The 24802-nt window shown below is 67.6% G+C and carries 22 protein-coding genes and 1 riboswitch; of the genes, 10 read left to right on the forward strand and 12 right to left on the reverse strand.

The window, feature by feature from the left end; all coding sequences use genetic code 11:
• Window positions 1-3: 3 nt before the first annotated feature.
• Both ACYJP6_RS06970 and ACYJP6_RS06975 read left to right on the forward strand, forming a co-directional pair.
• Window positions 4-1803, forward strand: coding sequence for a glycoside hydrolase family 15 protein (locus tag ACYJP6_RS06970; RefSeq protein ID WP_459474321.1), 1800 nt, complete (start codon window positions 4-6; stop codon window positions 1801-1803).
• Window positions 1803-2357, forward strand: coding sequence for a DNA-3-methyladenine glycosylase (locus ACYJP6_RS06975; protein WP_459474806.1), 555 nt, complete (start codon window positions 1803-1805; stop codon window positions 2355-2357). Before ACYJP6_RS06970 ends, ACYJP6_RS06975 begins: the two co-directional genes overlap by 1 nt.
• Window positions 2358-2486: 129 nt before the next feature.
• Here the strand turns inward: ACYJP6_RS06975 and ACYJP6_RS06980 are convergent, their stop codons facing one another.
• Complete coding sequence (locus tag ACYJP6_RS06980; protein ID WP_459474322.1) at window positions 2487-3440, reverse strand: magnesium transporter CorA family protein; 954 nt, start codon at window positions 3438-3440, stop codon at window positions 2487-2489.
• Window positions 3441-3449: 9 nt separating this feature from the next.
• A complete protein-coding gene (locus ACYJP6_RS06985; RefSeq protein WP_459474323.1) occupies window positions 3450-5009 on the reverse strand; it encodes a RimK family protein in 1560 nt (519 codons plus the stop codon).
• Between the two features lie 173 nt (window positions 5010-5182).
• Here ACYJP6_RS06985 and ACYJP6_RS06990 point away from each other — a divergent pair, with 173 nt between their 5' ends.
• Window positions 5183-5476 carry a DUF2845 domain-containing protein gene (locus ACYJP6_RS06990; protein ID WP_459474324.1) on the forward strand — a complete coding sequence of 98 codons (294 nt, stop codon included), beginning with the start codon at window positions 5183-5185 and terminating at the stop codon, window positions 5474-5476.
• 201 nt (window positions 5477-5677) lie between these two features.
• Here the strand turns inward: ACYJP6_RS06990 and ACYJP6_RS06995 are convergent, their stop codons facing one another.
• The 5 genes from ACYJP6_RS06995 to pstS form a co-directional block, all read right to left on the reverse strand.
• A complete protein-coding gene (locus tag ACYJP6_RS06995) occupies window positions 5678-6964 on the reverse strand; it encodes a putative porin (protein ID WP_459474325.1) in 1287 nt (428 codons plus the stop codon).
• A gap of 312 nt (window positions 6965-7276) precedes the next feature.
• Window positions 7277-8041: a phosphate ABC transporter ATP-binding protein PstB gene (gene pstB / locus ACYJP6_RS07000; protein WP_017638707.1), complete on the reverse strand. Its 765-nt coding sequence runs from the start codon at window positions 8039-8041 to the stop codon at window positions 7277-7279.
• Between the two features lie 5 nt (window positions 8042-8046).
• Window positions 8047-8922: a phosphate ABC transporter permease PstA gene (gene pstA / locus ACYJP6_RS07005; RefSeq protein WP_459474326.1), complete on the reverse strand. Its 876-nt coding sequence runs from the start codon at window positions 8920-8922 to the stop codon at window positions 8047-8049.
• Window positions 8922-9896 carry a phosphate ABC transporter permease subunit PstC gene (gene pstC / locus ACYJP6_RS07010; RefSeq protein ID WP_459474327.1) on the reverse strand — a complete coding sequence of 325 codons (975 nt, stop codon included), beginning with the start codon at window positions 9894-9896 and terminating at the stop codon, window positions 8922-8924. Before pstC ends, pstA begins: the two co-directional genes overlap by 1 nt.
• Before the next feature lie 76 nt (window positions 9897-9972).
• Window positions 9973-10998, reverse strand: coding sequence for a phosphate ABC transporter substrate-binding protein PstS (gene pstS, locus ACYJP6_RS07015; protein WP_459474328.1), 1026 nt, complete (start codon window positions 10996-10998; stop codon window positions 9973-9975).
• 464 nt (window positions 10999-11462) lie between these two features.
• Window positions 11463-11626: riboswitch (yybP-ykoY riboswitch) on the forward strand.
• 9 nt (window positions 11627-11635) lie between these two features.
• Between pstS and mntP the strand changes: the two genes are divergently transcribed.
• Both mntP and ACYJP6_RS07025 read left to right on the forward strand, forming a co-directional pair.
• Window positions 11636-12208 carry a manganese efflux pump MntP gene (gene mntP, locus ACYJP6_RS07020; RefSeq protein WP_459474329.1) on the forward strand — a complete coding sequence of 191 codons (573 nt, stop codon included), beginning with the start codon at window positions 11636-11638 and terminating at the stop codon, window positions 12206-12208.
• Complete coding sequence (locus ACYJP6_RS07025; protein ID WP_459474330.1) at window positions 12208-13068, forward strand: SMP-30/gluconolactonase/LRE family protein; 861 nt, start codon at window positions 12208-12210, stop codon at window positions 13066-13068. The genes mntP and ACYJP6_RS07025 overlap by 1 nt, the downstream gene beginning before the upstream one ends.
• On the opposite strand, the gene ACYJP6_RS07030 is transcribed toward ACYJP6_RS07025, so the two are convergent.
• Window positions 13065-13607: a cytochrome b gene (locus ACYJP6_RS07030; RefSeq protein WP_459474331.1), complete on the reverse strand. Its 543-nt coding sequence runs from the start codon at window positions 13605-13607 to the stop codon at window positions 13065-13067. The two genes, ACYJP6_RS07025 and ACYJP6_RS07030, sit on opposite strands and share 4 nt — an antisense overlap.
• A 320-nt stretch (window positions 13608-13927) precedes the next feature.
• Here ACYJP6_RS07030 and ACYJP6_RS07035 point away from each other — a divergent pair, with 320 nt between their 5' ends.
• Window positions 13928-14890 (forward strand): cation diffusion facilitator family transporter, encoded by a 963-nt coding sequence (locus tag ACYJP6_RS07035; protein ID WP_459474332.1) that lies wholly within the window; start codon window positions 13928-13930, stop codon window positions 14888-14890.
• 53 nt (window positions 14891-14943) lie between these two features.
• Here the strand turns inward: ACYJP6_RS07035 and ACYJP6_RS07040 are convergent, their stop codons facing one another.
• Entirely contained in the window at window positions 14944-16158 is a 1215-nt protein-coding gene (locus ACYJP6_RS07040; RefSeq protein ID WP_459474333.1) for an MFS transporter, read from the reverse strand.
• A 78-nt stretch (window positions 16159-16236) separates the two neighbouring features.
• Here ACYJP6_RS07040 and ACYJP6_RS07045 point away from each other — a divergent pair, with 78 nt between their 5' ends.
• Window positions 16237-16728: a MarR family winged helix-turn-helix transcriptional regulator gene (locus tag ACYJP6_RS07045; RefSeq protein ID WP_459474334.1), complete on the forward strand. Its 492-nt coding sequence runs from the start codon at window positions 16237-16239 to the stop codon at window positions 16726-16728.
• 49 nt (window positions 16729-16777) lie between these two features.
• Here ACYJP6_RS07045 and ACYJP6_RS07050 read toward each other — a convergent pair whose 3' ends face one another.
• A complete protein-coding gene (locus ACYJP6_RS07050; RefSeq protein WP_459474335.1) occupies window positions 16778-18139 on the reverse strand; it encodes an MFS transporter in 1362 nt (453 codons plus the stop codon).
• A gap of 305 nt (window positions 18140-18444) precedes the next feature.
• Between ACYJP6_RS07050 and ACYJP6_RS07055 the strand changes: the two genes are divergently transcribed.
• Complete coding sequence (locus ACYJP6_RS07055; RefSeq protein ID WP_459474336.1) at window positions 18445-20532, forward strand: ATP-binding protein; 2088 nt, start codon at window positions 18445-18447, stop codon at window positions 20530-20532.
• A gap of 381 nt (window positions 20533-20913) precedes the next feature.
• Complete coding sequence (locus ACYJP6_RS07060; RefSeq protein WP_459474337.1) at window positions 20914-21195, forward strand: hypothetical protein; 282 nt, start codon at window positions 20914-20916, stop codon at window positions 21193-21195.
• 15 nt (window positions 21196-21210) lie between these two features.
• Here the strand turns inward: ACYJP6_RS07060 and ACYJP6_RS07065 are convergent, their stop codons facing one another.
• Complete coding sequence (locus ACYJP6_RS07065; protein ID WP_459474338.1) at window positions 21211-21996, reverse strand: aldolase; 786 nt, start codon at window positions 21994-21996, stop codon at window positions 21211-21213.
• Window positions 21997-22129: 133 nt separating this feature from the next.
• Between ACYJP6_RS07065 and ACYJP6_RS07070 the strand changes: the two genes are divergently transcribed.
• Window positions 22130-23947 carry an alkaline phosphatase family protein gene (locus tag ACYJP6_RS07070; RefSeq protein WP_459474339.1) on the forward strand — a complete coding sequence of 606 codons (1818 nt, stop codon included), beginning with the start codon at window positions 22130-22132 and terminating at the stop codon, window positions 23945-23947.
• Window positions 23948-23949: 2 nt separating this feature from the next.
• Here the strand turns inward: ACYJP6_RS07070 and ACYJP6_RS07075 are convergent, their stop codons facing one another.
• Entirely contained in the window at window positions 23950-24780 is an 831-nt protein-coding gene (locus ACYJP6_RS07075; protein ID WP_459474340.1) for a PhzF family phenazine biosynthesis protein, read from the reverse strand.
• Between the last annotated feature and the right edge of the window lie 22 nt (window positions 24781-24802).

Genomic DNA, 24802 nt, shown 5'->3' on the forward strand with positions numbered 1-24802 from the left:
GCCATGGTGGCCTTCGACCCGGCTCGCCAGGACGGCTATGCGCCCCTGGCGGGTTATGCCGCCCTCTCCGACGGTCGCTCGGTGGCCCTGGTGGCGCCGGACGGCTCGCTGGACTGGTGGTGCGTGCCCAACATGGATTCCGCCCCGCTGTTCGACCGCCTGCTGGATGCGCCGGCCGGCGGTTTCTTTTCGATCGCGCCGGTGGCCGACTACCGCGTCGAACGCGCCTATCGCGAAGACAGCAATGTGCTAGAGACCTGCTTCCACACCGCCGACGGCAGCGTGCGCCTGACCGAGTCGCTCAACAGTGGCTCGGCCGGTCGCCTGCCCTGGTGCGAGCTGGGTCGGCGTGTCGAAGGCCTCGCGGGGCGGGTCGAATTGCGCATCGAACTGGTGCCCGGCACCCAGGGCCAAACGGTCTCGCCGTGGATGCGCAGCACGCCCAATGGCGAAGTCATGCATGTCGATGGCGTCATGGCCACCCTGAGGTATTGCGAACGGCTGGAGATCCTCCAGTGCGACGACCGCCGGCTGGTGGCGCGCCTGGTGCTGGAAGCCGGCCAGCGCAGCGTCCTGGCGCTGACCGCGACCGAGAACGAGCCCCTGATCGTGCCGACGCTGGAGGAAGTCGACCAGCGCATCGACCGCAGTGACCAGGCCTGGCGCGAATGGGCCCAGGGTTTCGCCTATCGTGGCGAATTCCTCAGCGAGGTGAAGCGCTCGGCGCTGGCGCTCAAGCTGCTGCTCTACTCCCCCACCGGCGCCATCGTGGCGGCGGCCACCACCTCGCTGCCGGAGCGGATCGGCGGCGACAAGAACTACGAATACCGTTATGCCTGGGTACGCGATGCGGTCTTTACCATCAAGGCCTTCCTGCGCCTGGGCGCGCTTGGCGAGGCCCAGGCAGCCCTGGCCTGGATCCAGAACGTCATCCGCCGGCATGGCAATCGCCTGCACACCTGCTTCACCCTGGAGGGCGAGCTGGCGCCGGAAGAACGCACCATCCCGGTCCCCGGCTATCGCGACTCCCAGCCGGTGCGGGTGGGCAACCGTGCCAGCGCCCAGTGCCAGCTGAGTCTCTATGGTGATCTGCTGGAAACCTTCCGCCTCTATGCGAGCAAGGGCCATGTGCTGGATTTCGCCACCGCCAGCCTGCTCACCGACCTGGCCAATCTCTGCGCCGACAGCTGGCGCCAGCCGGACGCCGGCATGTGGGAATTGCCCGAGCAGCGCCACTACACCCTGTCCAAGCTGGGTTGCTGGTTCGCCCTGGATCGCGCCGTAACCCTGGCCCGTGAGGGCCATATCCCTGATGCGATGTGCGGTCGCTGGCAGCGCGAGCGCGACCGTATCCGCGACTGGGTCGACGAACACTGCTGGAGCGAACGCCAGCAGGCCTACACCTTCTATGCCGGCACCGAGCGGCTGGATGCCGGCCTGCTATTGGGCATCCGCTTCGGCTTCGATGGCGGCGCCCGCTCGGTCAGCACCCTGGCGGCCATCCGTCGCGAGTTGGCTCGCGGGCCCCTGGTCTATCGCTACAGCGGCGCCGAGCGCGAGGAAGGTGCCTTCCTCGCCTGTTCCTATTGGATGGTCGAGGCCCATGCGGTACTGGGCGAGGTCGATCAGGCGCGCGAGTTGATGCGCGAGGTGCTGGCCGCCAGCCTCAACGGCGTGGGCCTGATGACCGAGATGCGCGATCCCCAGGACGGCGCGGCCCTGGGCAACTTTCCCCAGGGCCTGAGCCATCTGGCCATGGTGCATGCTGCGCTGATCCTGGAAGAGCCGGAGCCCGAGGCGTGATGGAAGTGGACTTCGCTCGCCCGGTGGAGGAAGTCGCCCTCCTGCTGATCGGCGCCAGCCTGGCGGTCGACGGGGTGGGCGGTGTGATCGTCGAGACGGAAGCCTACGACGGCGAGGATCCGGCCTCCCACAGCTTTGCCGGCCCCACCCCGCGCAACCGGGCCATGTTCGGTCCGCCCGGGCATGCCTATGTCTATCGCTCCTACGGCATCCACTGGTGCTTCAACCTGGTCTGCCGCGAGGCCGGCCATGGCGCCGGGGTGTTGATCCGCGCCCTGGAGCCACGCTGGGGCCTGGAAGTGATGCGCGAGCGCCGCGGCGGCCTGGCCGATCGCCTGCTCTGCGCCGGTCCTGGCCGAGTCTGCCAGGCCCTGGGCATCGACGGCAGCCACGACGGCCTGCCGCTGGCAGGGCCGCCCTTCCAACTGGACCCGGCGACCGAGCCGGTGGCCGTGGTCCAGGGCCCGCGCATCGGCATCACCCGCGCGCGCGAGGTGCCCTGGCGCTTCGGCCTGGCCGGCTCGCGCTATCTGAGCCGGCGCTTTCCGGGCTGAGCGCCGGCTGCCGATGCTGTCGCTGGCCACGGCGCAGATCGATGACCAGGGTCAGGAGACCGAAGGCCAGGATCGCCAGGACGATGCCCAAGCCGAGCAGATGTCTTTCCATGCTTGCCTCTCTTGCTACTAGGCCGCACGTGCGGCGGATTCGGCCCGGCGCCGCAGCGAGCGGCGCAGGATCCAGGTCAGGCCAAGGCTCAACGCCAGCATCGCCACCAGCAGCAGCGAGTAGGACAGCCACCAGGGATGGCCGGCGGTCATCATGCTGAACTCCGACATGCCACCGATGCCGGCGATGAGGTTGAGCGGGAGGAACACCACGTTGACCAGGGTGAGGTTGCGCAGGGTCAGATTCATGCTGTTGTTGGCGAGGTTGCCGCGGGCATCCATAAGCCGGGCGAACACCGTGGCATAGATGTCCGCCTGGCGCCGGCACTGGTCGTTCTCGATGCTGAGGTCTTCCAGGCGCGCCCGCAGGGATTCGCCCAGGTCACGCTTCGCGGCGATCTGGCGCAGGCGGTCGAGTACCGCGCCATTGCCCTGCAGGGCGTTGATGTAGTGGATCAGGCTCTCGCTGAGGTTGAACATCTGCACCAGATGCTCGTTGGCCAGGGAGCTGTCGAAGCGCTGCTGCAATTCGCGACCGACCAGCTTGATGACCCGCAGATGGCCCTGGTAGTGGTGCACGCTGCGAAACAGCAGCTCCACCAGCACGTCCAGCGGATCCTGCAGGGCATGCGACGTCCCCTCGCTGGCCAGCAGCGACTGCCCGGAGGAGATGACCACCAGTCGCTCCGGTCGCCAGAGCAGGCCGAAGGACGACACCTCGAAGGCGAACCGCGCGCCGCCGGCATAGCGTTCCGGGCGTTTCCAGATCAGGAAGAGGTCGTCGCCCTGCCCTTCCAGCCGCGACACCTCATCGGGATCCAGCGCCGAGGCCAGGCGGTGGGCATCCAGGGCGAAGCTGCCCAGCAGCCAGGCCCGTTCCTGGGCATCGGGGTCGCGGCAGAACAGCACCGGCGCCGTCCGTTCAGGGGTCGGTATCAGGGCGCCGTCGTGCAGGGCGAAGCTCTCGATCATGGCGTGCTCCTACCAGCCCTGGCGCCGCTGATCCAGGCGCCGGACGAAATCCTCCAGCACCCGTCGGTAGAGGCTCTCGCCCAGCACGCCATCCTCGATGCCCGCGTCCAGGTTGGGGTTGTCGTTGACCTCGATGACCACCAGGCGCTCGTCATCCTGCTTGAGGTCGACGCCATAGAGGCCATCGCCGATCAGAGCGGCGGCCTGTACCGCCAGCTCGACCACCGCCGGTGGCACGGCGGCGATGGGCACCGCCTCGCAGCGCCCCCCGGTACTGCCCGACTCCGCCTTGTGGTTGTAGATCTGCCAATGGCCGGCGGACATGAAGTAGCGGCAGGCGTAGAGGGGCTCGCCGGCGAGCACGCCGATGCGCCAGTCGAAGGCGGTGTAGAGGTATTCCTGGGCCAGCAGCAGCACCGAGCGCTCGAACAGCTCCGCCGCGGCCTGGCGCAGCTCGGCGGCGTCGGCCACCTTGAGCACCCCACGGGAAAAACAGCCGTCGGGAATCTTCAGCACCAGCGGATAGCCCAGGCGACGGCCTACCTCCTCCAGCTCCTGGGGGCGTTCGCGATAGAGGATCTCGGTGCGCGGCATGCCCAGGCCGTGCATGGCCAGGAGGTCGGTGAGAAAGACCTTGTTGGTGCAGCGCAGGATGGACGCGGGATCGTCCAGCACCACCAGGCCTTCGCTCTCGGCCTTGCGCGCGAAACGGTAGGTGTGGTCGTCGACCCGGGTGGTGGCGCGGATGAACAGGGCGTCGTATTCCGCCAGCCGGCCGTAGTCCTTGCGCTCGATCAGCTCCACAGCGACCCCCAGGTCGCGCCCGGCGGCGACGAAGTTGGCCAGGGCCGCGGCGTTGGAAGGCGGCAGGCCTTCCTCGGGATCGTGGAGGATGGCCAGGTCGTAGCGTGCCTGGCGGCGCGAGGCCGGCTGCCGCCAGATGCGCCGGTTGAAGGCATCGAGGGCATCGGCGAAGGCGTATTGCTGGGCATCCTGCAGCCGGTGCAGGGCGCCACTCTTGATCCCGGCGATGTGCCAGTGGCGGCTGTGGCGCAACTCCACCTGCAGGATCGGGCAGGGAAAGGCGTCGAACAGCTGTCGGGCCAGGGCCTGCAGCGGCGCGAAGTCGGTCCGCCCGAAATAGAGGTTGAGGGTGAAGCCCTCGGTGGCGCCCAGCGGGTGCTCGGCGAGGGCCTGGTCCAGCAGGGCGTCGAGGTCCTCCAGCATCAGGCCGTAGAGCGCCTTGCGGTTGAGTTCGCTGAGGGTGCGCACCGAGGGGATGACGCGATGGCCACGCGCCTCCGCCAGCAGCGAGCAGTAGTAGCCATGGCCCAGGTAGCGGTAGTTGCGGCAGAGGTTGAGCACCTGGATGCGGCCACCGCCGGCGGTGAGGCGGCGGTCTTCCAGGTATTCCTGGGCGGTGACGATGCTTTCGCTGGGCAGGTAGTCCGACCAGTCTTCCTTGCGCTCGACGATGATCAGCAGGGTGCTGCTGGGCGGCAGGTGCAACACGGGCTCGGGTCGGGGAACGGGGGTGGCGACGGGCAGGCGGGCTTGGATCGCGACCATGGTGCGGACGGGACTCAGGGAGAAGGGGTGTCCAGCAATACGCCTCTCGCCGCCGGCTGTCCCGCGTCGTTACGCAGGCTTTATGGCCTGGCGGCGGAGTTGACCGAGATTTTGCGCCAGGCGTCCTGGCCGGGGGTTGGCTAAGCTCGGGGCTGTCCTGTCGTGGAGGCGCCATGCACGTCCGTCACCTGCTGCTAATTCCCCTGCTGCTGCCCCTGCTCGCCCAGGCCAGCCTGCGCTGCGGCCAGAGTCTCGTCGAGGAAGGCGACAGCGTCGAACAGGTCCTCGCCGCCTGCGGCGCCCCGGCCGAGCGCAAGGTGATCCCGCCCGCCCTGCGCAACAACGGCGTGCCCAAGTTCAACGCGGCCGAGACCCAGTTCTGGACCTATGGCCCGGCGAACGGGGCCACGCGCCAGCTCAGGTTCGTCGACGGCAAGTTGGTGGAGATCCGGGTGGAGCGTCAGTAGGCGGGAGCTTCCCTCACCCCAGCCCTCTCCCGGAGGGAGAGGGGGAAAAGCAGCAGCCCCTGCGTATGGGCGGAGCGGCTTCTGCGTAGGTTGGGTTGAGCGCAGCGAAGCCCAACACTTGCCAGGCGAGTCTCTCCATCGCGCAGGCAAAAAAGAACCGCCCGAGGGCGGCTCAAGCGGAGCACGACCTGAAGGCCGTGGTTAGAACTTGGCTTCCAGGTCCAACTGCAGGGTCTTGACGTCGGCATCGGTGCGGAAGCGGCTGGCGGTGTCGGACTCGGCGAGGAAATAGGTCAGGCCCACGCCGAAGTTCTTGTCGATCTCGTAGCCGAGCTTGAGCTTGTGGCCGCGGGCACCGGTCGAGCCGTTGCCGAAGTCGGAGTCGGTGAAGGCGCCCACCACGGCATTGCGCTGGACATCGCGGTAGTTGTATTCCAGCCCGACCCGCTGCATCAGCTTGGTCTTGGCGCCCACCAGCCAGGCAGTGTCCTCGCCGTCGTCGGCCTTGTCGTTGACCACGTACTGGCCATAGAAGGACAGCGGCACCCACAGCTTGGTCAGGTCCAGCTGGGCGAAGCCCTCGTAGAGCTGGAAGCGGTCGGTGGTGTTGCCATTGACCGCCAGGGCGCAGGGCGAGGTGACCGAGCCGGTGGTCGGGCAGGTGCTGTCCTGGTCCTTGTCGTAGGCGTAGACGCTGCCACCGACCATCAGCTTGGCGGCATCGCCCAGGTTGAAGCGACTGCCCAGCTGGCCGGCGTAGAGGCGCAGGTCGTGCCTGAACTCATAGCCCTCGCCGTCGACGTTGTCCTTGAGCACATAGTAACCGGTGCTGCCGAACAGCTCGGCGCCGCCGCCCAGGTCGTACCTGTAGGTGCCGGCCAGACCCTCGGGGTTGATGTCGGCGTCCCAGATGACGTCGCCGGTGCTGACCCACTGCTGGCCCATCTTGCCGCCCACCAGGTGCAGATTCGGCAGCGCCGTGGGGTGGTAGTCGATGTAGGCCTGATCCAGCCAGAGCTGCTTCTTGTTGAAGTAGCCGTTGAGGTCCTGGTTGGTGGAGCGGGCGTCGTCGCCGCCGCCGGTGGCGATGCGGATGCCGGTGTCCACCTGCGGATTGATCTCGCTGTAGGCGCCCAGTCGCGCCCGGATGCGCTGGCGGTCCCGGTCGCGACCGTTGTCCGGCTCGCCGCTGATGTCGATGCTTTCGTGGCGCACCCGCACGTCGCCCTTGATCTGGGTCTTGGCGGCCCAGGCCAGTTTCTTCTCGAAGTCGGAGGTCTTCTGCTGCTGGGCGACCTGGGCGGCGCGCGCCTGCTGCTCCTGCTGCAGGTCGCCGCGCAATTCGGCGTACTGGGCGGGGGAGATGGAGCCGTTGGCCTTGAGCATGTCGAGCAGTTTCTCATCGACGGCGGCACTCGCGGCGGCCGAGCAGGTGGCCAGGAGCACACCCGAGAACAGCGCCGTGAATCGATAAGGGTTAACAGACATTGGCAGATCTCCTTTCAAGACAATCCAGGCAGTAGTGGCTGGCAATGCAGCCCGTCACAAAGCTCGGTCAGTCTCGGCAGAAGAGATGTCGGTTTGCCTTCAATAAAGTAAAACTTTTAATACAAGCCTTTGAAAATAAATGAAAATTTCACGAGATAGCCATGCGTTGCGCCTTGAGAGACAGTCCTTCTCCGACCTGGGGACAGTTTCTTCCTCGGAGAAAACGGGCGGCCGCCCTGCCCTGCCACTTTCCGCCCACCCATGAAAAAGGCCACTCCGGGGAGTGGCCTTCGAGGACGAACGGGCCAGGCTTCAGCCGAAGCGACCGGTGATGTAGTCCTCGGTCTGCTTCTTGTCCGGCTTGGTGAAGATCTTGTCGGTCTTGTCCACTTCGATCAGCTCGCCCAGGTACATGAAGGCGGTGACGTCGGAGCAACGCGCCGCCTGCTGCATGTTGTGGGTGACGATCACCACGGTGAACTCCTGCTTGAGTTCGGCCAGCAGCTGTTCGATGCGCGCGGTGGAGATGGGGTCCAGCGCCGAGGTCGGCTCGTCCAGCAGCAGCACCCGCGGCCGCAGGGCGATGGTGCGGGCGATGCACAGCCGCTGCTGCTGGCCGCCGGAGAGGCCCAGGGCGCTCTGGTTGAGCTTGTCCTTGACCTCGTCCCACAGCGCCGCGCCGCGCAGGGCCTGTTCAACGCGGTCCTGCAACTCCACCCGGGACAGCCGCTCGTGGTGGCGGATGCCGTAGGCGACGTTGTCGGCGATGGACATGGGGAAAGGCACCGGCTTCTGGAACACCATGCCGATGGTGCTGCGCAGGCGGCTCAGCGAGTACTTGGGATCGAGGATGTTCTCCCCGTCCATGAGGATCTCGCCGGTCGCTTCCAGCCCCGGGTATTCGGAGTAGATGCGGTTGAAGATGCGCAGCAGGGTGGACTTGCCGCATCCGGACGGGCCGATGATGGCGGTGATCTGCTTGGCCGCGATGTCCAGGTTGATCGACTTGAGCGCCTGGTGGCCCTTGTAGCGGAAGCCGACGTCGCGCGCCTGCAGTTCCGGTATCTGCGTCTGCATGGTGGTCACTTGGAATCCCGGTTGCGAAAGAAGAAGCGAGAGGAAAGGTTCAGGAACAGCACGAACAGGGTCAGCAGCAGGGCGCCGGCCCAGGCCAGTTGCTGCCAGTTCTCGAACGGGCTCATGGCGAACTGGAAGATGGTCACCGGCACGGTGGCCATGGGCTTGAGCACGTCGGCGTTCCAGTACTGGTTGCCGAAGGCGGTGAACAGCAGCGGCGCGGTCTCGCCGGTGATGCGGGCGATGGACAGCAGCACCCCGGTCACCACGCCGGCGCGGGAAGCGCGCAGCAGGATCTGCAGGGTCACCTTCCACTGGGGGATGCCCAGGGCCAGGGCCGCTTCACGCATGGCCGGCGGCTGCAGCTGCATCATCTCGTCGGTGGTACGGGTCACCACCGGCACCACCAGCATGGCCAGCGCCAGGGCGCCGGCGAAGCCGGAGAAGCCCAGGCTGCCGCCGGTGTACTGGTTCAGCGTCACCACCACGGCGGTGTAGATGAACAGGCCGATGACGATGGACGGCGCCGACAGCAGGATGTCGTTGACGAAGCGCACCACCAGGCCGAGCTTGGAGTGGCGGGCGTATTCGGCCAGCCAGAGCCCGGCGAGGATGCCGATGGGCGCGCCGATGGCGGTGGCCAGCAGGGTGATCAGCACGCTGCCGAACAAGGCGTTGGCCAGGCCACCCTCGGCGGCGCCGGGCGGTGGCGTCATCTCGACGAAGATGCTCGGGCTCAGGGCGCTCACGCCCTTGATCAGGGTGGTACCGAGGATCCAGGCCAGGAAACCCAGGCCGAGCACGGCGGCGGCGCTGCCGAAGATCAGCGCGATGCCGTTCTTGATCCGGCGCTTGCGATAGAGATAGGCGTCGATCTGCATCAGTTACCTGCCTTGCGCGACAGCTGCGTCAGCATCAGCCGTGCCGCCAGCAGCACGAAGAAGGTCACCACGAACAGCAGGAAGCCCAGGGCGATCAGCGAGGAGCGGTGCAGATCGGTATAGGCCTCGTTGAATTCGTTGGCGATCACCGAGGCGATGGAGCTGCTCGGCATCATCAGCGAGAGGGAGAACTGGTGGGCGTTGCCCAGCACGAAGGTCACCGCCATGGTCTCGCCCAAGGCGCGGCCCAGGCCGAGGAAGGCGCCGCCGACCACCGCCGAGCGGGTATAGGGCAGCACGATGTCCCAGCAGACTTCCCAGGTGGTGGAGCCCAGGGCGTAGGCCGATTCCTTGAGCTGGGCCGGCACGCTGCGGAACACCTCGTACATCACCGAGGTGATGAAGGGCAGGATCATGATCGCCAGGATGATGCCGGCGGTGAGCATGCCGATGCCCAGCGGCGGGCCCTGGAACAGCACCCCGATCACCGGGATGGCGCCGAGGTAGTCGTTGATGAAGGGCGAGATGTGCGCGGCCATGAAGGGCCCGAAGACGAACAGGCCCCACATGCCGTAGATGATCGAGGGAATGCCCGCCAGCAGTTCCACCGCCGTGGCCACCGGACCGCGCAGCCAGGTGGGGGCGATCTCCGAGAGGAACAGGGCGATGCCGAAGGCGGTGGGCACGGCCAGCAGCAGGGCGATGAAGGAGGTCATCAGGGTGCCGTAGATGGGCACCAGGGCGCCGAACTTCTCGGCGCCGACATCCCACTCGGTGGAGGTGATGAAATCCAGGCCGAAGGTCATGAAGGCGTGGCGACCGCCCCAGAGGGTGGACGCGGCGGCGCCGACCAGTACCAGCAGTACCAGCAGCGCGGCGGAAAACAGCAGCCGGCGGAACCAGACATCGGCGCGGGTATCGCGGCGGATGCGCTGTTCCTGGGTGGCTGAGAGGGGTAGGGTTTGGTCGGTCATGGAGCTTTCCGTCTACCTGGAAGGACGCGCGAAACCGCCTGGACCCCAGGGGATCCAGGCGGCGGGACAGTCGTGCTTACTTCTTGAAGTCAGACGCCCAGTAGCCTTCGATCTGCTTGACCAGCGCATCCGGGACCGGGACGTAGTCCAGGGCCGCGGCATCCTTCTGGCCCTGCTCCAGGGACCATTTGAAGAAGTCGAAGGCGACCTTGCTGCGCTCTTCGTTCTTCGGCTCCTTGTACATCACGATCCAGGTGGTGGCGGTGATCGGCCAGGCCTCGGCGCCGGGCGCGTTGGTCATCAGCAGGTTGAAGTCCTTGGCGCTCTTCCAATCGGCGGTGGCGGCGGCGGCCTGGAAGCTCTTGGCTTCGGGCTGCACGAAGTTGCCGGCGGCGTTCTTCAGCTGCACGTGGGCCATCTTGTTGGTCAGCGCATAGGCGTACTCGACGTAGCCGATGGAGCCCTTGATCTGCTTCACGTAGGCGGCGATACCCTCGTTACCCTTGCCACCCACACCGACCGGCCAGTTGACGGTGGTGCCGAAGTTGAACTTCTCCTTCCACTCCGGGCTGACCTTGGCCAGGTAGTTGGTGAAGTTGTAGGAGGTGCCCGAGCCGTCGGAACGCCGTACCACGGTGATGGCGCTGTCGGGCAGCTTCATGCCGGCGTTCAGCGCGGCGATGGCCGGGTCGTTCCAGGTCTTGATCTCACCCATGAAGATCTTGGCCAGGACCGGACCGTCGAGCTTCAGCTTGCCAGGCTCGATGCCTTCTACGTTCACCACCGGCACGATGCCGCCGATGATGGTCGGGAACTGGCCCAGACCGCCCTTCTGCAGGTCGTCGGTGCTCATGGGCGCGTCGGTGGCGCCGAAGTCCACGGTGCCGGCCTTGATCTGGGCGATGCCGCCGCCGGAGCCGATGGACTGGTAGTTGATGCGGTTGCCGGTCTTCTCGCTGAAGGCCTGCGACCACTTCGACAGAACAGGGAACACGAAGCTCGAGCCTGCGCCCGTGACATCCACGGCGTGAGCGGCAGTGCTCAGGCAAAAGGCCGACAACAACAGGGAGAGGCTGAACGTGCGTTTCATTGGTTGCTCCATTACCTTAGTGAGGGCTGGCGCTAGGCTATTGCCGAAATGTGACAATTAGGTGTCAGCGCCATGACGAAACGGGGACGGCAGAGCGCCATCATTGGTCTTCGCCCCACGCGAGCTGAGCCTCGCCGCGAAGGCAGCGGTCTCCGTGCCCTGCAGGTCTTCGTCCACCCGCCGGCAGCGCTTCGCTCGCGCTCAGGTGCGTCCTAGAAGCAGTCCCTTCATCCCCCTACCCCGCCACCTGCGCGCGACCTGCAGCGGCCTGCCGGCGACACTCCGCAGTCGCGACCTTGGCCATTCGCGCCCACCCGCAGCAGCCTCTGCCGCAGCGGGAACCCTGCTGGAATGCGGCTTTCAAGCCTCCTGAGCGACTCGCTCGATCCCCACACGGCAGAAGATTTAGCCAAGGCTATATATATTAGAACTATCTACAAGATAGACTTTCTCTATCCGGCTAGGTAAGGTGGCGGCCTCTTTGGGGAGTAGCCTGCTTCCGCCGCGGCGGAAAGCGTCCTGGTCAACATACTCGGCAACCGCCGTGGTCAGGACAGCCAGTCAGGGTTGGCGAGACCAGAGGCATCACCGCGCCGTGCCGGGCGTGCGGCGATGTCTTGTGGATCCGAGCCCGGCCGGCGCTGTCACGATGAACCCCGCTTCCCTCATGTTCCTGGCCTTCGCCATGTCTACCGACGCCTTCGCCGCCGCCGTCGGCAAGGGCGCCAGCCTGCACAAGCCCTGCCTGCGCGAGGCCCTGCGCACCGGTGCCATCTTCGGCGTCATCGAAGCCATCACCCCGGTGATCGGCTGGGCCGTGGGCCTCACCGCCGCCCAATACGTGCAGCCCTGGGATCACTGGATCGCCTTCACCCTGCTCAGCGTACTCGGCCTGCGCATGATCTGGGCCGGCTTCGGCGCCCCCGACGCCGAAGAAGAAAAACCGCGCCAGCACTCCTTTCTGCTGCTGGCCCTCACCGCCGTGGCCACCAGCATCGACGCCCTGGCCGTGGGCGTGGGCCTGGCCTTCATCGACGTCAACATCATCACCGCCGCCCTGGCCATCGGCCTCGCCACCATGGTCATGGTGACCACCGGGGTGATGCTGGGCCGGGTGATGGGCAACCTGGTCGGCAAGCGCGCGGAAATGCTCGGTGGCGTGGTGCTGATCGTCATTGGCATCGCCATCCTGCACGAGCACCTGGCGGCCGTTACGCCCTGATGGCGCGGCTAGGGCGCAGCGCCCTCCTCGTGCTGGCCGCGGTCCTGCTGGCGGGTGGCGGCTTCCTCGCCTGGCAGCGCTTCTGGCCGGCCCAGGCCGTCAGCGGCTGGCGCTACCAGCTGGCCCACGCCGACATCGCCAAGGCCAGCGCCCTGGCCTGGCAGGGCGATGCCCTGCTCGCCGCGGAAGAACTCAAGGACGGCAAGGGTCGCCTGCTGCGCATCGACGCCCAGGGCCGGCGCCAGGTGCTCGGCGAAGGGCTGTCCAAACCCGACGGCCTGGTGCCCTACCGGAACGGCTTCGCCTACAGTCAGGAAGGCGGCACCCATCCGGTGCGCTGGTTCGACGCCGCGGGCAGTCGCGATCTCTTCACCGGCATCAATGCCCAGGGTCTCTGGGCCGAAGGCAGCTACCTCTATGCGGTGGAAGACCGCAAGGGTGAAGGCCGCCTGCTGCGCTACGACGCCGCCGATCGCAGCCTGACCGTGCTGCGCGACCACCTCGACGAAGCCGAATCCTTCACCCGCTGTCCGGATGGCACCGCCTTCTACACCGAGAAGGCCCGCGGCCTGGTGCGCCGGCTGAGTGACGACGGCCGCGATCCGCCGGCCCTCCACGATCTGCGCGAGCCGAGCTTTCTGCTCTGCGACCGGCGCGGGCTGTGGATCAGCGAGGACTCCACCCACCGCGCCCGGTTGCTGCTCTGGGATCGCCAGTCAGAACCAAGAGCCATCCTGACCTTCCTGCGCGCGCCCCAGGCGCTGCTGCCGCGGGGCGACGGCTACCTGCTGGCCGAAGGCGGCCGCGACCGCATCATCGCCCTGGATCCGGTGCCGAGCCTGGACGGCGCCGGCCGCTAGAGCATGCGCCTGAGGGTATCGTCCCGCCGGATCAGGTGGTGCCAGAGCGCGGCGAGCACGTGCAGGCCGATCACCCAGTAGAAGGCATTTCCCAGCCAGACATGCAGGCCCTTGAGCGATAGCGCCACTTCGCGATTCACGGCGAAGGGCGACGGCAGCGCCAGGTCGCTGGAGGGGATCTTCACCTCGCCGATGGTCAGCCAGACGGTGAACAGGCCGAGCAGCGGCTGGGCCAACAGGAAGGCATAGAGGGCGTAATGGGTCAGCCGGCCCACGAGCTCCAGGCTTTTCGCCAAGGGCGGTGTGATCGGCGGTACCGGATGACGGCGGCGTATCCATAGCCGCGGCAGCACCAGGACCAGCACCAGCAACCCCACCCAGAAATGGCTGAGCGTCACCCATTGCCGCTCTAGGGAGCCGCGCTCGAAGTGCCCCCGGTTGGTGATGAGGACATAGGCCAGCAGCACCAGCAGGGCCATCAGCCAATGCAGCAGCCGGGCACCGCGCACATAGCGGGAAAGCAGAGAACCTCTGGGCATGGCGACATCCTTACGGCAAGAAGAAGAGGCACCGCCGGCAGTGTAACGGCGCCCCGGGCGCAAGGGTATGCGCCTGTCAGGGACGCGCAGCCTCCAGCCGCGACCTGTTGGCGGGCTGCCGCTACGCTGCGCGGACATGAGGGTACGCCAGCGCCTTGGTTCTGCTCCCGCCGTCCGTGAACCTTGCGGAGGTCCCGGTGGCTAACCTGTGGTCACCCCGCCCAGCCAAACGGCTTGACCCTGAAGTGACTTCAGGCTTCAGCATGGTCAACAGATAGGCAACTGCCCGACCCGCCCCTTTTTCAGCGAGAGATCTACAGATGAGTGGCTCCACCCATCACCACGACCACGACCACGACCACGACCACGACCACCAGCATGGCCACGGACACGCCCATGGCCACTCCCATGCCCCGCGGGTGACCGCGGACAACGAACGCAAGCTCAAGCTGGTCTTCGGCCTGACCTTCGGCTATGCCATCGTCCAGGCCCTGGGTGGCTGGTGGTCCGGCTCGCTGGCCCTGATCGCCGACTCCGGCCACATGGTCTCGGATGCCGCCGCCCTGCTGCTGGCGCTGGTGGCCTATCGGGTGGCGGCCAAGGCAGCCAATGCCCGCTTCACCTATGGCTTCCACCGGGTACGTATCCTGGCGGCGTTGACCAACGGCGTCGCCCTGCTGCTGCTGGTGCTGTGGATCGGCTGGGAGGCGATCGCCCGGCTGCGCGAGCCCACCGAGGTGCTGTCCGGCCCCATGCTGGTGGTGGCGGTGATCGGCCTGGTGGTCAACCTCGCCGGCTTCCTGGTGCTGAACGGCGGGCACAAGGACGACAGCAACCTGCGCGGCGCCCTGCTCCACGTGGCCGGCGACCTGCTCGGCTCGGTGGGGGCCATCCTCGCCGCCCTGGGCATCCTCTGGACCGGTTGGACCTGGCTCGACCCGGCGCTGTCGCTGCTGGTCGCCCTGTTGATCGTCAAGTCGGCCTGGAGCCTGGTGCGCGACGCCGGCGCGGTATTGCTGCAGGCGGCGCCGCGGGAATTCGACACGGCCGGCGCCACGGCGGCGGTGCGCGCCCTGCCGGAGGTGGCCGAGGTGGGCCATCTGCACGTCTGGACCCTGACCGACGAAACCCGCATCGCCACCCTGCATATCACCCCGGCGCCGGGCAGCGATCCGCTGCGGTTGCCAACCCTGGTCGGCGATGTGCTGCGCGAGGGCCACGGCTTGCAACACGTCACCGTCCAGGTCGACCCACCCGGCACCCTCGACGCGCACTGCGCCTAGTCCAGTCCGGACCGCTGGCGCCCAGCCTGCGGCCGCCTCGCCAGGAATGCAGCCTAGGCCTCCTGGCAGTGCGCCGGCACGACGGCCCGCGCAGGGCGGGTCAGGCGCAGCCCGAGCCCCATCAGCAGCAGCACGCCCAGGGCCATCAGCAGCCAGGCGTTGGCCAGGCTGTCCAGCTGGTCGCGCAGGATGCCGGCGGCCAGCGGCGCCAGGCTGGCGATGAGGTAGCCGCCGCCCTGGACGAAGCCGAGCCAGGCGCCCGCCTCGGCCGGATCGCGGACCTGGTCCATCGCCAGGATCAGCGACAGCGGGAACAGCGCCCCTATGCCCAGACCGAGCAGGAGGGCGGTGGGCAGCGCCAGTGGCAAGGGCGCCAGGGCCAGGCACAGCAGCCCCACCAGCACCACGCCGAGCACGCCCAGCACCAGCGGACGCCGATTGCGCAGGCGGGCGATGACCGCCGAGAGCAGCAGGCCGGCGCTGACCTCGGCGAGGCTCAGGCCGCCCAGCAACAGGCCGCTGTCGGCGGGTTGCCAGCCGAGGCCGGTGTAGTACGGCGGCAGCCAGGCCAGCACCAGGGTGTAGGCGGCGGTGCCGATGCCGAAGAAAGCCAGCAACAGCCAGGCCTGCCGTGAACGCCAGGGCCGGGCCCGTGGCGCGGCGGTCGCTACCGGCGCGGCGGGACGTGCCAGCGCCAGCCAGGCGCCGAGGGCGAGCAGCACCGGCAGGGTCCAGAATGCGAGTCCCGGGGCCCAGCCCCAGCGCTCCGCCAGGGGCGCCGCGGTCGCTGCCGCCACCGCGGCGCCACCCATGATGCCGGTGGTGTAGAGCCCCATCAGGGTGCTGGTGCGCTGCGGATAGTGACGGCGGATATAGGCGGGGATCAGCGCCTGCACCAGGGCAATGCCGACGCCACCCAGGCCGGCGGTGAGGAGCAGGCCCGCGCCGCTTGGCTCGTCCCAGCGCAGTGCGTTGGCCAGGGCCAGCAGCAGCAGGCCCAGGGCGATGCCGCGACGTTCGCCCAGCGCCGCCTGCAAGCGGGCCCCGCCCAGGGCACAGAGGCCCATGGCGGCGATGGGCAGGGTGGTGAGGGCTCCGGCGCCACTGCCCTCCAGCCCGGTCGCGGCCTGGATGCCGTCCAGTAGCGGGCCGATGGCGGCCAGGATGGGTCGCAGGTTGAGACCGACCAGCAGCACCAGCAGCACGGCCAGGCAGGCGTCCTGCCGCGGCGTGGTAGCGGTCGGGGATGAAGGGGATGCGGAAAGCATGGACAATCTCCAGAATGATCCGGTATTTCTCTTGATGAGAAGTATCTTAACATCAAGATATATTCACGAGGTAACCCTATGGCCGATCGCGCCGAATCCGCCGTGGACCAGTGGCACCGCGAGCGACCCGACCTGGATGCCCTGCCCATGCGGCTCATCGGTCGTCTCGGCGAGGTCGCCCAGGTGCTGAGCCGCGACGTGCTGCAGCCCTTCTTCGACGAGCACGGCCTGCACTATGGCGAATTCGATGTGCTGGCCACTCTGAGGCGCGCCGGCGAGCCCTATGCCCTGAGCCCTACGGTGCTCTATGAGTCGGCCATGATCTCCTCGGGCGGCATGACCAATCGCCTCGACCGCCTGGAGCGCGCCGGCCTGATCGAGCGCCGGAAGCATCCCGGGGATCGCCGCAGCACCCTGGTGGCCCTCACCCCCCAGGGCTTCGCCCTGATCGACGGCCTGATGGCCGCCCACGTCGACAACGAGCGCCGCGCCCTGGCCACCCTCAGCGAGGCGGAGCAGCAGCAGCTGGATGCCCTGTTGGGCAAGTGGCTGGCCGCGCGTACGGAATGAAAAAAGCCGCGTGGCAGCGCCACGCGGCTTTATGGTCAGCGGTTGCGGCTCAACCCGCCGAGATGCGCTCCAGCGGTACCGGCTTGAGGCGTGGCGTGAGGAAGTGGATGACCAGGATGGCCACCAGGTAGGCGCTGCCGGCCACGATGAAGATCGGCTGGTACGACTTGAAGATCTCCAAAATGTAGCCGTTGTAGGTGGTCATCAGCATGCCGCCGATGGCGCCGGCGGTACCGCCGATGCCGATCACCGAGGCCACGGCTTCCTTGGGGAAGAGGTCCGACGGCAGGGTCATCAGGTTGGCCGACCAGGCCTGGTGCGCCGCGGCGGCCAGGCCAATGATGCCTACCACCAGCCACAGGCTGGAGACGAACTGGGCGGTGACGATGGGCACGACCGCCAGGGCGCAGAGCAGCATGGTGGTCTTGCGCGCCAGGTTGGCGCTGCGGCCGAGCTTCATCTGCTTGGAGGAACCCCAGCCGCCCATCACCGAGCCGATGTCGGCGAGGATATAGATGGCGATCAGCGGCGGGCCGAAGGATTTCAGGTTCAGGCCGTAGGTCTTGCCGAGGAAGTCCGGCAGCCAGAACAGGTACAGCCACCAGATCGGATCGGTGAGGAACTTGCCGGCGGCGTAGGCCCAGGTCTCGCGGAAGGTCAGCAGCTTGAACCAGGAGATCTTCACCGCGGTGGCCGGCTTGGCCGATACCGGCGAGCCGTCATCGGCCTGGATGTAGGCCAGTTCTTCGCGGCTCACCTTGGGGTGCTCGTGGGGACGGCGATAGATCAGCAGCCAGGCGATCAGCCACAGCGCGGTGACCACGCCGATGGAGATGAAGGCCGCCCGCCAGCCCCAGGCCAGGGTGATGGCCGGCACCAGCAAAGGTGTGATGATCGGCCCCATGGCGGTGCCGGCGTTGAAGATGCCGGTGGCCTGGGCGCGCTCCTTCTGCGGAAACCATTCCGACACCGCCTTGAGGCTGGCCGGGAAGCTGCCGGACTCGCCGAAGCCGAGGGTGAAGCGCACCAGCACGAAGTGGGTGACGGTATGGGCGATGCCGTGGCCGATGCTGGCGATGGTCCAGATGGTGAAGGCCAGGGCGTAGCCGATGCGCACCCCGACCTTGTCGATGATGCGGCCGAAGGTCAGGAAACCGATGGCATAGGCGCATTGGAACCAGAACACGATCTTGGCGTAGTCGGTCTCCGTCCAGCCCAGGTCCGTCTGCAGCGTGGGCTTGAGGATGCCGATCATCTGCCGATCGATGTAGTTGATGCCGATGGCGATGAACAGCAGGGCGCAGATCAGCCAGCGATAGCGGGTGATGCGGGAGGTGTGGGGAACGGCGGCGACGGGCGGGACCTGCGGCCGCAGGGCGGACTCCGTCTCGGGAGTGACCTGGATAGTCATCGAATAGGCTTCCTGACTTGTTGTTATTGACCGGCGTGAACCGGGGTCGTTGGAAAGCTGTTACCAAATATTCATATGACATCGTATGAGTGACATCGAGAGGTGTCAATCCACCCAAAGCAGAGTGGTCAGGCAGCCCTGCAGGGATTAAAGCTTGGCTAGCCCGAGCAGCCGGCGCGCGTGCCGATCCCCCTGAACACCGCCTTACAGAATCTGTGATGCGCCTGGCACTTTTCCGTCCCGGGTCGTCTAATACCGGTCTTTGAAGCGAAGCCGTCGCCTCATCTTTTCTCGCCGAGCCTGCCGTGCCTGCTGCCGATATCCCCGCCCTGCTGGCGCGCCTTGCCGAGCTGGAGCAGCGTAATCAACAGCTGCGCCAGCAACTCGACACCCGCGCCGCGCCCCATGAAAGTACCGCCGCCCTGGCCAGCGAGCGCTACCAGTTCCTGTTCAACGCCATGGACGAGGGCTTCTGCATCATCGAATTCCTCGACGGCCCCCATGGGCCGCTGAGCGACTACCTTCACATCGAGGCCAATCCGGCCTACACCGCCCATGCCGGCATTCCCAACATCGTGGGTAAGAAGCTGCGCGACGTGGTCGGCGACGAGGCCCAGGCCTGGCTCGACCGCTACGGCCAGGTGCTGCGCACCGGCGAATCCATCCGCTTCGAGCAGGAGCTGGTGGCCACCGGGCGCTACCTGGAGCTGACCGCCTTCCGCATCGAGCCGGCCAGCCGGCGCCAGGTCGCCGTGCTGTTCCAGGACATCACCCCGCGCAAGCGCGCCGAGGCAGCCCTGCGCCAGCTCAACGAGACCCTCGAGGAGCGGGTGCAGTCCGCCCTGGCCGCCAACCGGATCCTGGCCAACGTGGTGAACGGTGCCACGGCCCTGGTCCAGGTAGTGGACTTCGATTTCCGCTGGCTGGCGATCAACGACTCCGGGGCCGATATCCTCGAACGCGCACTGGGGGTCCGCCCCTCTATCGGCGGTTCCCTGCTGGAGAATCTCAAGCGGCGACCCGATCTGTACGAGGTCATCGTGCCGTTGTGGCACCGCGCCTTCGCCGGTGAGACCTTCCGCGAGATCATCTCGGTGAGCGAGGCGCCGACGCGGCGCCATTACGAGCTGCAATTCACCCCGTTGTACGACGCTGAGGGCCGCTGCATCGGCGCCTATGAGTTCGCCTACGACGTGACCGAGCGCTTCAACGAGCAGGAACGCGTCCGGCTGATGGAAGAGGCGCTGCGACAGTCGCAGAAGATGGAAGCGGTCGGCCAGCTCACCGGTGGCATCGCCCACGACTTCAACAACCTGCTGACCGGCATCCTCGGCTCGCTGGAGCTGCTCGACCTGCGCCTGCGCCAGGGCCGCCTGCAGGACCTGGGCCGCTACACCGGGACCGCCCGCAGCGCCGCCGAGCGCGCCGCGGCCCTGACCCATCGGCTGCTGGCCTTCTCGCGCCGGCAGACCCTCGATCCGCAGCCGGTGGCGCTGGCGCAGCTGGTGATCGGGCTCGAAGACCTCATCCAGCGCAGCATAGGCCCGCAGATCGTCCTGGAGCACGCGGCCGATCCGCAGCTCTGGCTGACCCACATCGACGCGTCCCAGCTGGAAAACGCCCTGCTCAACCTCTGCCTCAACGCCCGCGACGCCATGCCCGAGGGCGGGCGCATCCGCATCGTCCTGGCCAACGAGACCCTCGCCGACCCGCAGGCCGAGCAGTTCACCCTGCCCGCGGGCGACTACGTGCGCCTCACCGTGGGCGATACCGGCAGCGGCATGAGCGACGAGGTACGCGCCCGGGCGTTCGATCCCTTCTTCACCACCAAGCCCCTGGGCCAGGGGACCGGCCTGGGTCTCTCCATGGTGCACGGCTTCGTGCTGCAATCCGGTGGCGAGATCCGCATCGATTCCGCGCCTGGCGAAGGCACACAGGTTCATCTCTACCTGCCGCGTTACCGGCTCACGCCGGTCGCCAGCGCTCCCGTCGCGGCCGCGCTGGAACCCAACCTGCCGGGCCGTGGCGAGACCATCCTGGTGGTCGACGACGAGCCGACCATCCGCGCCCTGCTGGTGGATGTCATGACCGCCCAGGGCTACCAGGTACTGGAAGCCGCCGACGCCGCCACGGCGCTGACGCTGGTGCAACCCGAGACGCCGCTGGACCTGCTGGTCACCGACGTCGGCCTGCCCGGTACCCTCAACGGCCGCCAGCTGGCCGATGCCCTGCGCAGCCTACGCGCCCAGCTGCCGGTACTGTTCATCACCGGCTACGCGGAGAGCCAGATCATCGGCGCGAGCGATCTCGACACCGGCATGCGGGTACTGACCAAGCCCTTCACCCTGGATGCTCTGGAACGGCGTATCCAGCTGCTGCTCGGCGACGCCTGAACCCGCTGCAGGGCAGCCAAGCGTACTAGCCCTTTGCTATCATCCAGCAGAGTCTTCACCGAGATGAGACGCCCATGGACAAGCTCTCCCTGGTTCACCTGCTGCTGATCTTCACCACCATCGCCTTCATGGCCCTGCTGGCCTCACTGATTCGCTGATCCGCTATCGCCGTTAAGCCAGCCATAAGCCGGGTGCTGGCAAGCTTCATCCTGTGCCGACAAGGCATCGTAGAAGCTGACATCTGCGCTTTGAGCCCGGGTAGGACCCGGGCTTTTTTTTGCGCCGGAAAAAATGCGCAGCAGTCCACGCCGTGACGCTTTGGCACTGCGGCCAGCGCCGCACGCCCTGGCATGATGGGTCTCTCGTCCAGGAGGGACAGCCATGATCACGCGGATGCCGTCAGCCACAGCTTCATCCCTCGCCTTCGACGTCTGCCCCCTGGGCACCGCGGCGGCGTCGCTGTCCATCGAGATCCTCCGTGAGGGCTTCCTGGCCCTGGACGATCACGGCCAGCTCGACCTGGGACGCGTCATCAAGCGCCAGCTGCGCGAACGCCTGGTCGAGCGACTCGACGTCCAACTGAGCACCGCCGTGGTCGCCGCCCTGGATGACTCCCTGCCCACGGCGCCGACCAGCCTACAGCGACGCAGCGCAGGTGGCTGAAGGCAGCGAGCTCCCTCACTCCCGGTAATCCGGCTCCAGGCGCAGCAGCTGGCGCTTCACGCTCTCCAGGTGCAGCCGGGCGCTGTCGGCATTGCCTTGCAGCATCTGCTGGCAGGCGGCGTGGGCGATGGCCGGTGCCACCGGTTTCAGCGGCCGACCACTGGCCATGGCCTTGAGCTGCACCTCGGCGGCGCGCTCCAGGTAGTAGAGGTCGTCCCAGGCCTCGGCGATGCTCGGCCCCAGCACCAGCGGGCCATGATTCTTCAGCATCACCACGTCCGCCGTACCGGCCGCCCGGGCGATGCGCTCGCCCTCGGCCGCGTCGAGCGCCAGGCCGTTGTAGTCCTCGTCCACGGTCAGGCGGTCATAGAACTTCAGCGCCGTCTGCCCGGCCCAGACGAAGGGCTCGCCGTCCAGCAGGCAGAGCGCCGTAGCATTGGGCATATGGGTATGGAAGGCAGCCCGGGCCCGCGGATTGAGCCGATGCAGCTGCGCATGGATATGGAAGGCGGTCGCCTCGGGCGCGCCCTCGCCCAGCACCACCCCACCGTCGAAATCGCAGATCAGCAGTGACGAGGCGGTGACCTCGGCGAAGGCCAGGCCATAGGGATTGACCAGGAAGAGGTCATCGTGGCCGGGCACCACGAAGGAAAAGTGGTTGCAGATCCCCTCCCCCAGCCCGAGCCGGGCGGCCATGCGGAAACAGGCGGCCAGGTCGAGGCGCGCCTGGCGGATGGCGGGGGTGTCGAGATCGCGATGCAAGGCAACGGTGGATACCGCGGGATCGAAGGCGTGGGCCATGGAGAGCTCCTTGGAAAGAGGCCGGACTGCTGCACAAAGGATGCCGAGGCGCTGTCACCTCGCTGTCATCATAAAAATGCAGCAATCTTTTGTTACATCTGCAGCTCCTTCTCCAGCTTCCAGAGACCTGTCCATGGCGTTCCTCCCCACCCTCCTCGCCCGCGCCTGCTGCCTCACCCTGCTCGCCAGTTCCGCTGCCATGGCCGCCGCCCCGGCGCGCAACGTGATCCTCTTCATCCCCGACGGCCTGCGCGCCGGTATCGTCGATGAGCAGACCGCACCCAACCTGGCCCAGTTGCGCCGCGAGGGGGTGGACTTCCGGAACAGCCATTCGCTCTTCCCCACCTTCACCACGCCCAACGCCTCGGCCATGGCCACCGGGCACTACCTGGGCGACACCGGGGATTTCGGTAACACGATCTACACCGGCTTCCCGGTCCCCGGCGCGGGTGGCAGCGTCACGCCCTTCCTGGAAAACGACGAGGTGCTGGGCGATGTCGACGAGCATTTCGCCGGCAATTACCTGGACGAGGAGACGCTGCTGGCCGCCGCGCGCCAGGCGGGGCTGTCCACCGCCGCCGTCGGCAAGCTCGGTCCGGTGGCCATCCAGGACGTGACCGCCCGCGACGGCGAGAAGACCGTGATCGTCGACGACTCCACCGGCCATCCCACCGGCATTCCCCTGAGCCCCGCGCTGCAGGACGCCCTGAAACAGGCCGGCCTGCCGCTGGAAGCCCCGAGCCGGGGCGCCAATGGCAAGGCCGGCAACGCCACCACCCCGGGCACCCTGAGCGCCAACGTCGAGCAGCAGCGCTACTTCCTCGACGTCACCAACCAGGTGCTGCTGCCGCGCTTCAAGCAGGCGGGCAAGCCCTTCGTGCTGGTGTTCTGGTCGCGTGACCCGGACGGCACCCAGCACAACCAGGGCGACAGCCTGGGCAAGGTCACCCCCGGCATCAACGGCCCCACCAGCCTGGCCGCCATCCGCAACGTCGACGCCAACCTCGGCGCCCTGCGCACGCGCCTCAAGGAGCTGGGGCTGGACGGCAACACCGACATCTTCGTCAGCGCCGACCACGGCTTTTCCACCATCTCCAAGGAGAGCAAGACCAGCCCCGCCGCCCAGGCCAGCTATGCCGACGTGCCCAAGGGCCTGCTGCCCCCGGGCTTCCTCGCCCTGGATCTCGCCGCCGCGCTGAAGTTGCCGCTGCTCGATCCGGACGCCAAGGGCGCCGCGGTGGCGATGGACAAGGGCCAGCACCCGAGCAAGGCCAACGGCCTGATCGGCGCCGATGCGGCCAAGCCCGAGGTGGTGGTGGCGGCCAACGGCGGTTCCGACCTGGTCTATCTGCCCCAGGCCGATGCCAAGGCGCTGGCGCCCAAGGTGGTCGCGGCGCTGCTCAAGCAGGACTATGTCAGCGGTCTGTTCGTCGACGACGACCTCGGCCAGATCCCCGGCACCCTGCCCTTGTCGGCCATCAACCTCAAGGGCTCGGCGCTCACCCCCTACCCGGCCATCGTGGTCAACTTCCGCTCCTACGACAGCGGCTGCGGCAAGCCCGACGTCTGCGCCGTGGAGGTGGCCGACACCGGCCTGCAGCAGGGCCAGGGCATGCATGGCAGCTTCAGCCGTGGCGATACCCACAACTTCATGGCGGCCATCGGCCCGGACTTCCGCCAGGGCTTCGTCGACTCCAGTCCGGCCAGCAACGCCGACGTCGGCCAGACCCTGGCGCACCTGCTGCACCTGCAGATTCCGGCCAAGGGGCAACTGGTCGGCCGGGTGCTCGGCGAGAGCCTGGCCGGTGGCAAGCCGGTCAAGGCCAGCCATCAGCAGCAGCGGTCGAAACCAGCACAGGACGGCCTGGTCACCGAGCTGAAGACCCAGACCGTCGGCGGCACCCGCTATTTCGACGTCGCTGGCTTCAAGGGCCGTTCGGTCGGGCTGTGACGCTATAGCTCGAGGGTGCCGCGGATGCAGTCCTGCACCGCGCCACCCACCCAGATGCGCTCGTCGATCCGTGCCACCCGCACTCGGCCGCGGCGGCCCAGGACGGTCCCCTGGCTAACCAGGTAGCGCTCCGGCGCCAGGCCCGCCGGGATCAGCCACTGTGCCAGGCTGGCGTTGAGGCTGCCGGTGACCGGGTCTTCGGCGAACTCCTCGCCCATCAGCGCCCGTACCTCGAATTGCGCCTCGGCGGCGGGTCCCGTCCAGGGCGCCACCAGGCCGACGTTCAGGCCGCCCAGGGCGGCATAGTCCGGCTCGATCGCCAGCAGCTCCTCGCGATTCTCCAGCAGCACCGCCACCCAGCCGGGGCCGTTGTCGGCCCACTGGCTGGCCTGGATGCGATCCGGCGCCAGGCCGGTACCACGGGCGATGCGCGCCAGCACCTCGGGCTCCACCGGCCCGCCGCGCACCAGGGGCGGCGCGGCGAAGGCCAGTTCCTCGCCGGCCGCGCGGATCGGCACCAGGCCGGCACCGCACTCCTGGATCACCTCGCCCCCTTTGGGCCGCCCGCCTTCGCGCAACCAGACATGACAACTGCCCAGGGTCGGGTGGCCGGCGAAGGGCAGCTCGCGCACCGGGGTGAAGATGCGCACCCGGTAGTCCGCTGCCGGATCGGTCGGTTCGAGCAGGAAGGTGGTCTCCGACAGGTTGGTCCAGCGCGCCAGGGCGGCCATCTGCTCGGTGGACAGGTTATCGGCGCCGCAGACCACCGCCAGGGCATTGCCCTCCAGGGGACGGTGGGCGAAGACATCGACCTGATGGAAAGCGAGGGACATGGCGGCAGGCTCCTTGAGAGGG

It is taken from the genome of Pseudomonas sp. No.117 (assembly GCF_054558395.1).

Bases quoted from the DNA above. Each gene is read 5' to 3' on its own strand.
- ACYJP6_RS07030 (WP_459474331.1), bottom strand. From the start codon at position 13,607: ATGCCCAGAGGTTCTCTGCTTTCCCGCTATGTGCGCGGTGCCCGGCTG.
- ACYJP6_RS07060 (WP_459474337.1), top strand. From the start codon at position 20,914: ATGATCACGCGGATGCCGTCAGCCACAGCTTCATCCCTCGCCTTCGAC.
- ACYJP6_RS06975 (WP_459474806.1), top strand. From the start codon at position 1,803: ATGGAAGTGGACTTCGCTCGCCCGGTGGAGGAAGTCGCCCTCCTGCTG.
- ACYJP6_RS06995 (WP_459474325.1), bottom strand. From the start codon at position 6,964: ATGTCTGTTAACCCTTATCGATTCACGGCGCTGTTCTCGGGTGTGCTC.
- ACYJP6_RS07070 (WP_459474339.1), top strand. From the start codon at position 22,130: ATGGCGTTCCTCCCCACCCTCCTCGCCCGCGCCTGCTGCCTCACCCTG.
- pstS (WP_459474328.1), bottom strand. From the start codon at position 10,998: ATGGAGCAACCAATGAAACGCACGTTCAGCCTCTCCCTGTTGTTGTCG.
- pstB (WP_017638707.1), bottom strand. From the start codon at position 8,041: ATGCAGACGCAGATACCGGAACTGCAGGCGCGCGACGTCGGCTTCCGC.
- ACYJP6_RS07045 (WP_459474334.1), top strand. From the start codon at position 16,237: ATGGCCGATCGCGCCGAATCCGCCGTGGACCAGTGGCACCGCGAGCGA.
- ACYJP6_RS06985 (WP_459474323.1), bottom strand. From the start codon at position 5,009: ATGGTCGCGATCCAAGCCCGCCTGCCCGTCGCCACCCCCGTTCCCCGA.
- ACYJP6_RS07035 (WP_459474332.1), top strand. From the start codon at position 13,928: ATGAGTGGCTCCACCCATCACCACGACCACGACCACGACCACGACCAC.
- ACYJP6_RS07025 (WP_459474330.1), top strand. From the start codon at position 12,208: ATGGCGCGGCTAGGGCGCAGCGCCCTCCTCGTGCTGGCCGCGGTCCTG.
- ACYJP6_RS07075 (WP_459474340.1), bottom strand. From the start codon at position 24,780: ATGTCCCTCGCTTTCCATCAGGTCGATGTCTTCGCCCACCGTCCCCTG.
- mntP (WP_459474329.1), top strand. From the start codon at position 11,636: ATGAACCCCGCTTCCCTCATGTTCCTGGCCTTCGCCATGTCTACCGAC.
- ACYJP6_RS06970 (WP_459474321.1), top strand. From the start codon at position 4: ATGGTGGCCTTCGACCCGGCTCGCCAGGACGGCTATGCGCCCCTGGCG.
- pstC (WP_459474327.1), bottom strand. From the start codon at position 9,896: ATGACCGACCAAACCCTACCCCTCTCAGCCACCCAGGAACAGCGCATC.
- pstA (WP_459474326.1), bottom strand. From the start codon at position 8,922: ATGCAGATCGACGCCTATCTCTATCGCAAGCGCCGGATCAAGAACGGC.
- ACYJP6_RS06990 (WP_459474324.1), top strand. From the start codon at position 5,183: ATGCACGTCCGTCACCTGCTGCTAATTCCCCTGCTGCTGCCCCTGCTC.
- ACYJP6_RS06980 (WP_459474322.1), bottom strand. From the start codon at position 3,440: ATGATCGAGAGCTTCGCCCTGCACGACGGCGCCCTGATACCGACCCCT.
- ACYJP6_RS07040 (WP_459474333.1), bottom strand. From the start codon at position 16,158: ATGCTTTCCGCATCCCCTTCATCCCCGACCGCTACCACGCCGCGGCAG.
- ACYJP6_RS07065 (WP_459474338.1), bottom strand. From the start codon at position 21,996: ATGGCCCACGCCTTCGATCCCGCGGTATCCACCGTTGCCTTGCATCGC.
- ACYJP6_RS07050 (WP_459474335.1), bottom strand. From the start codon at position 18,139: ATGACTATCCAGGTCACTCCCGAGACGGAGTCCGCCCTGCGGCCGCAG.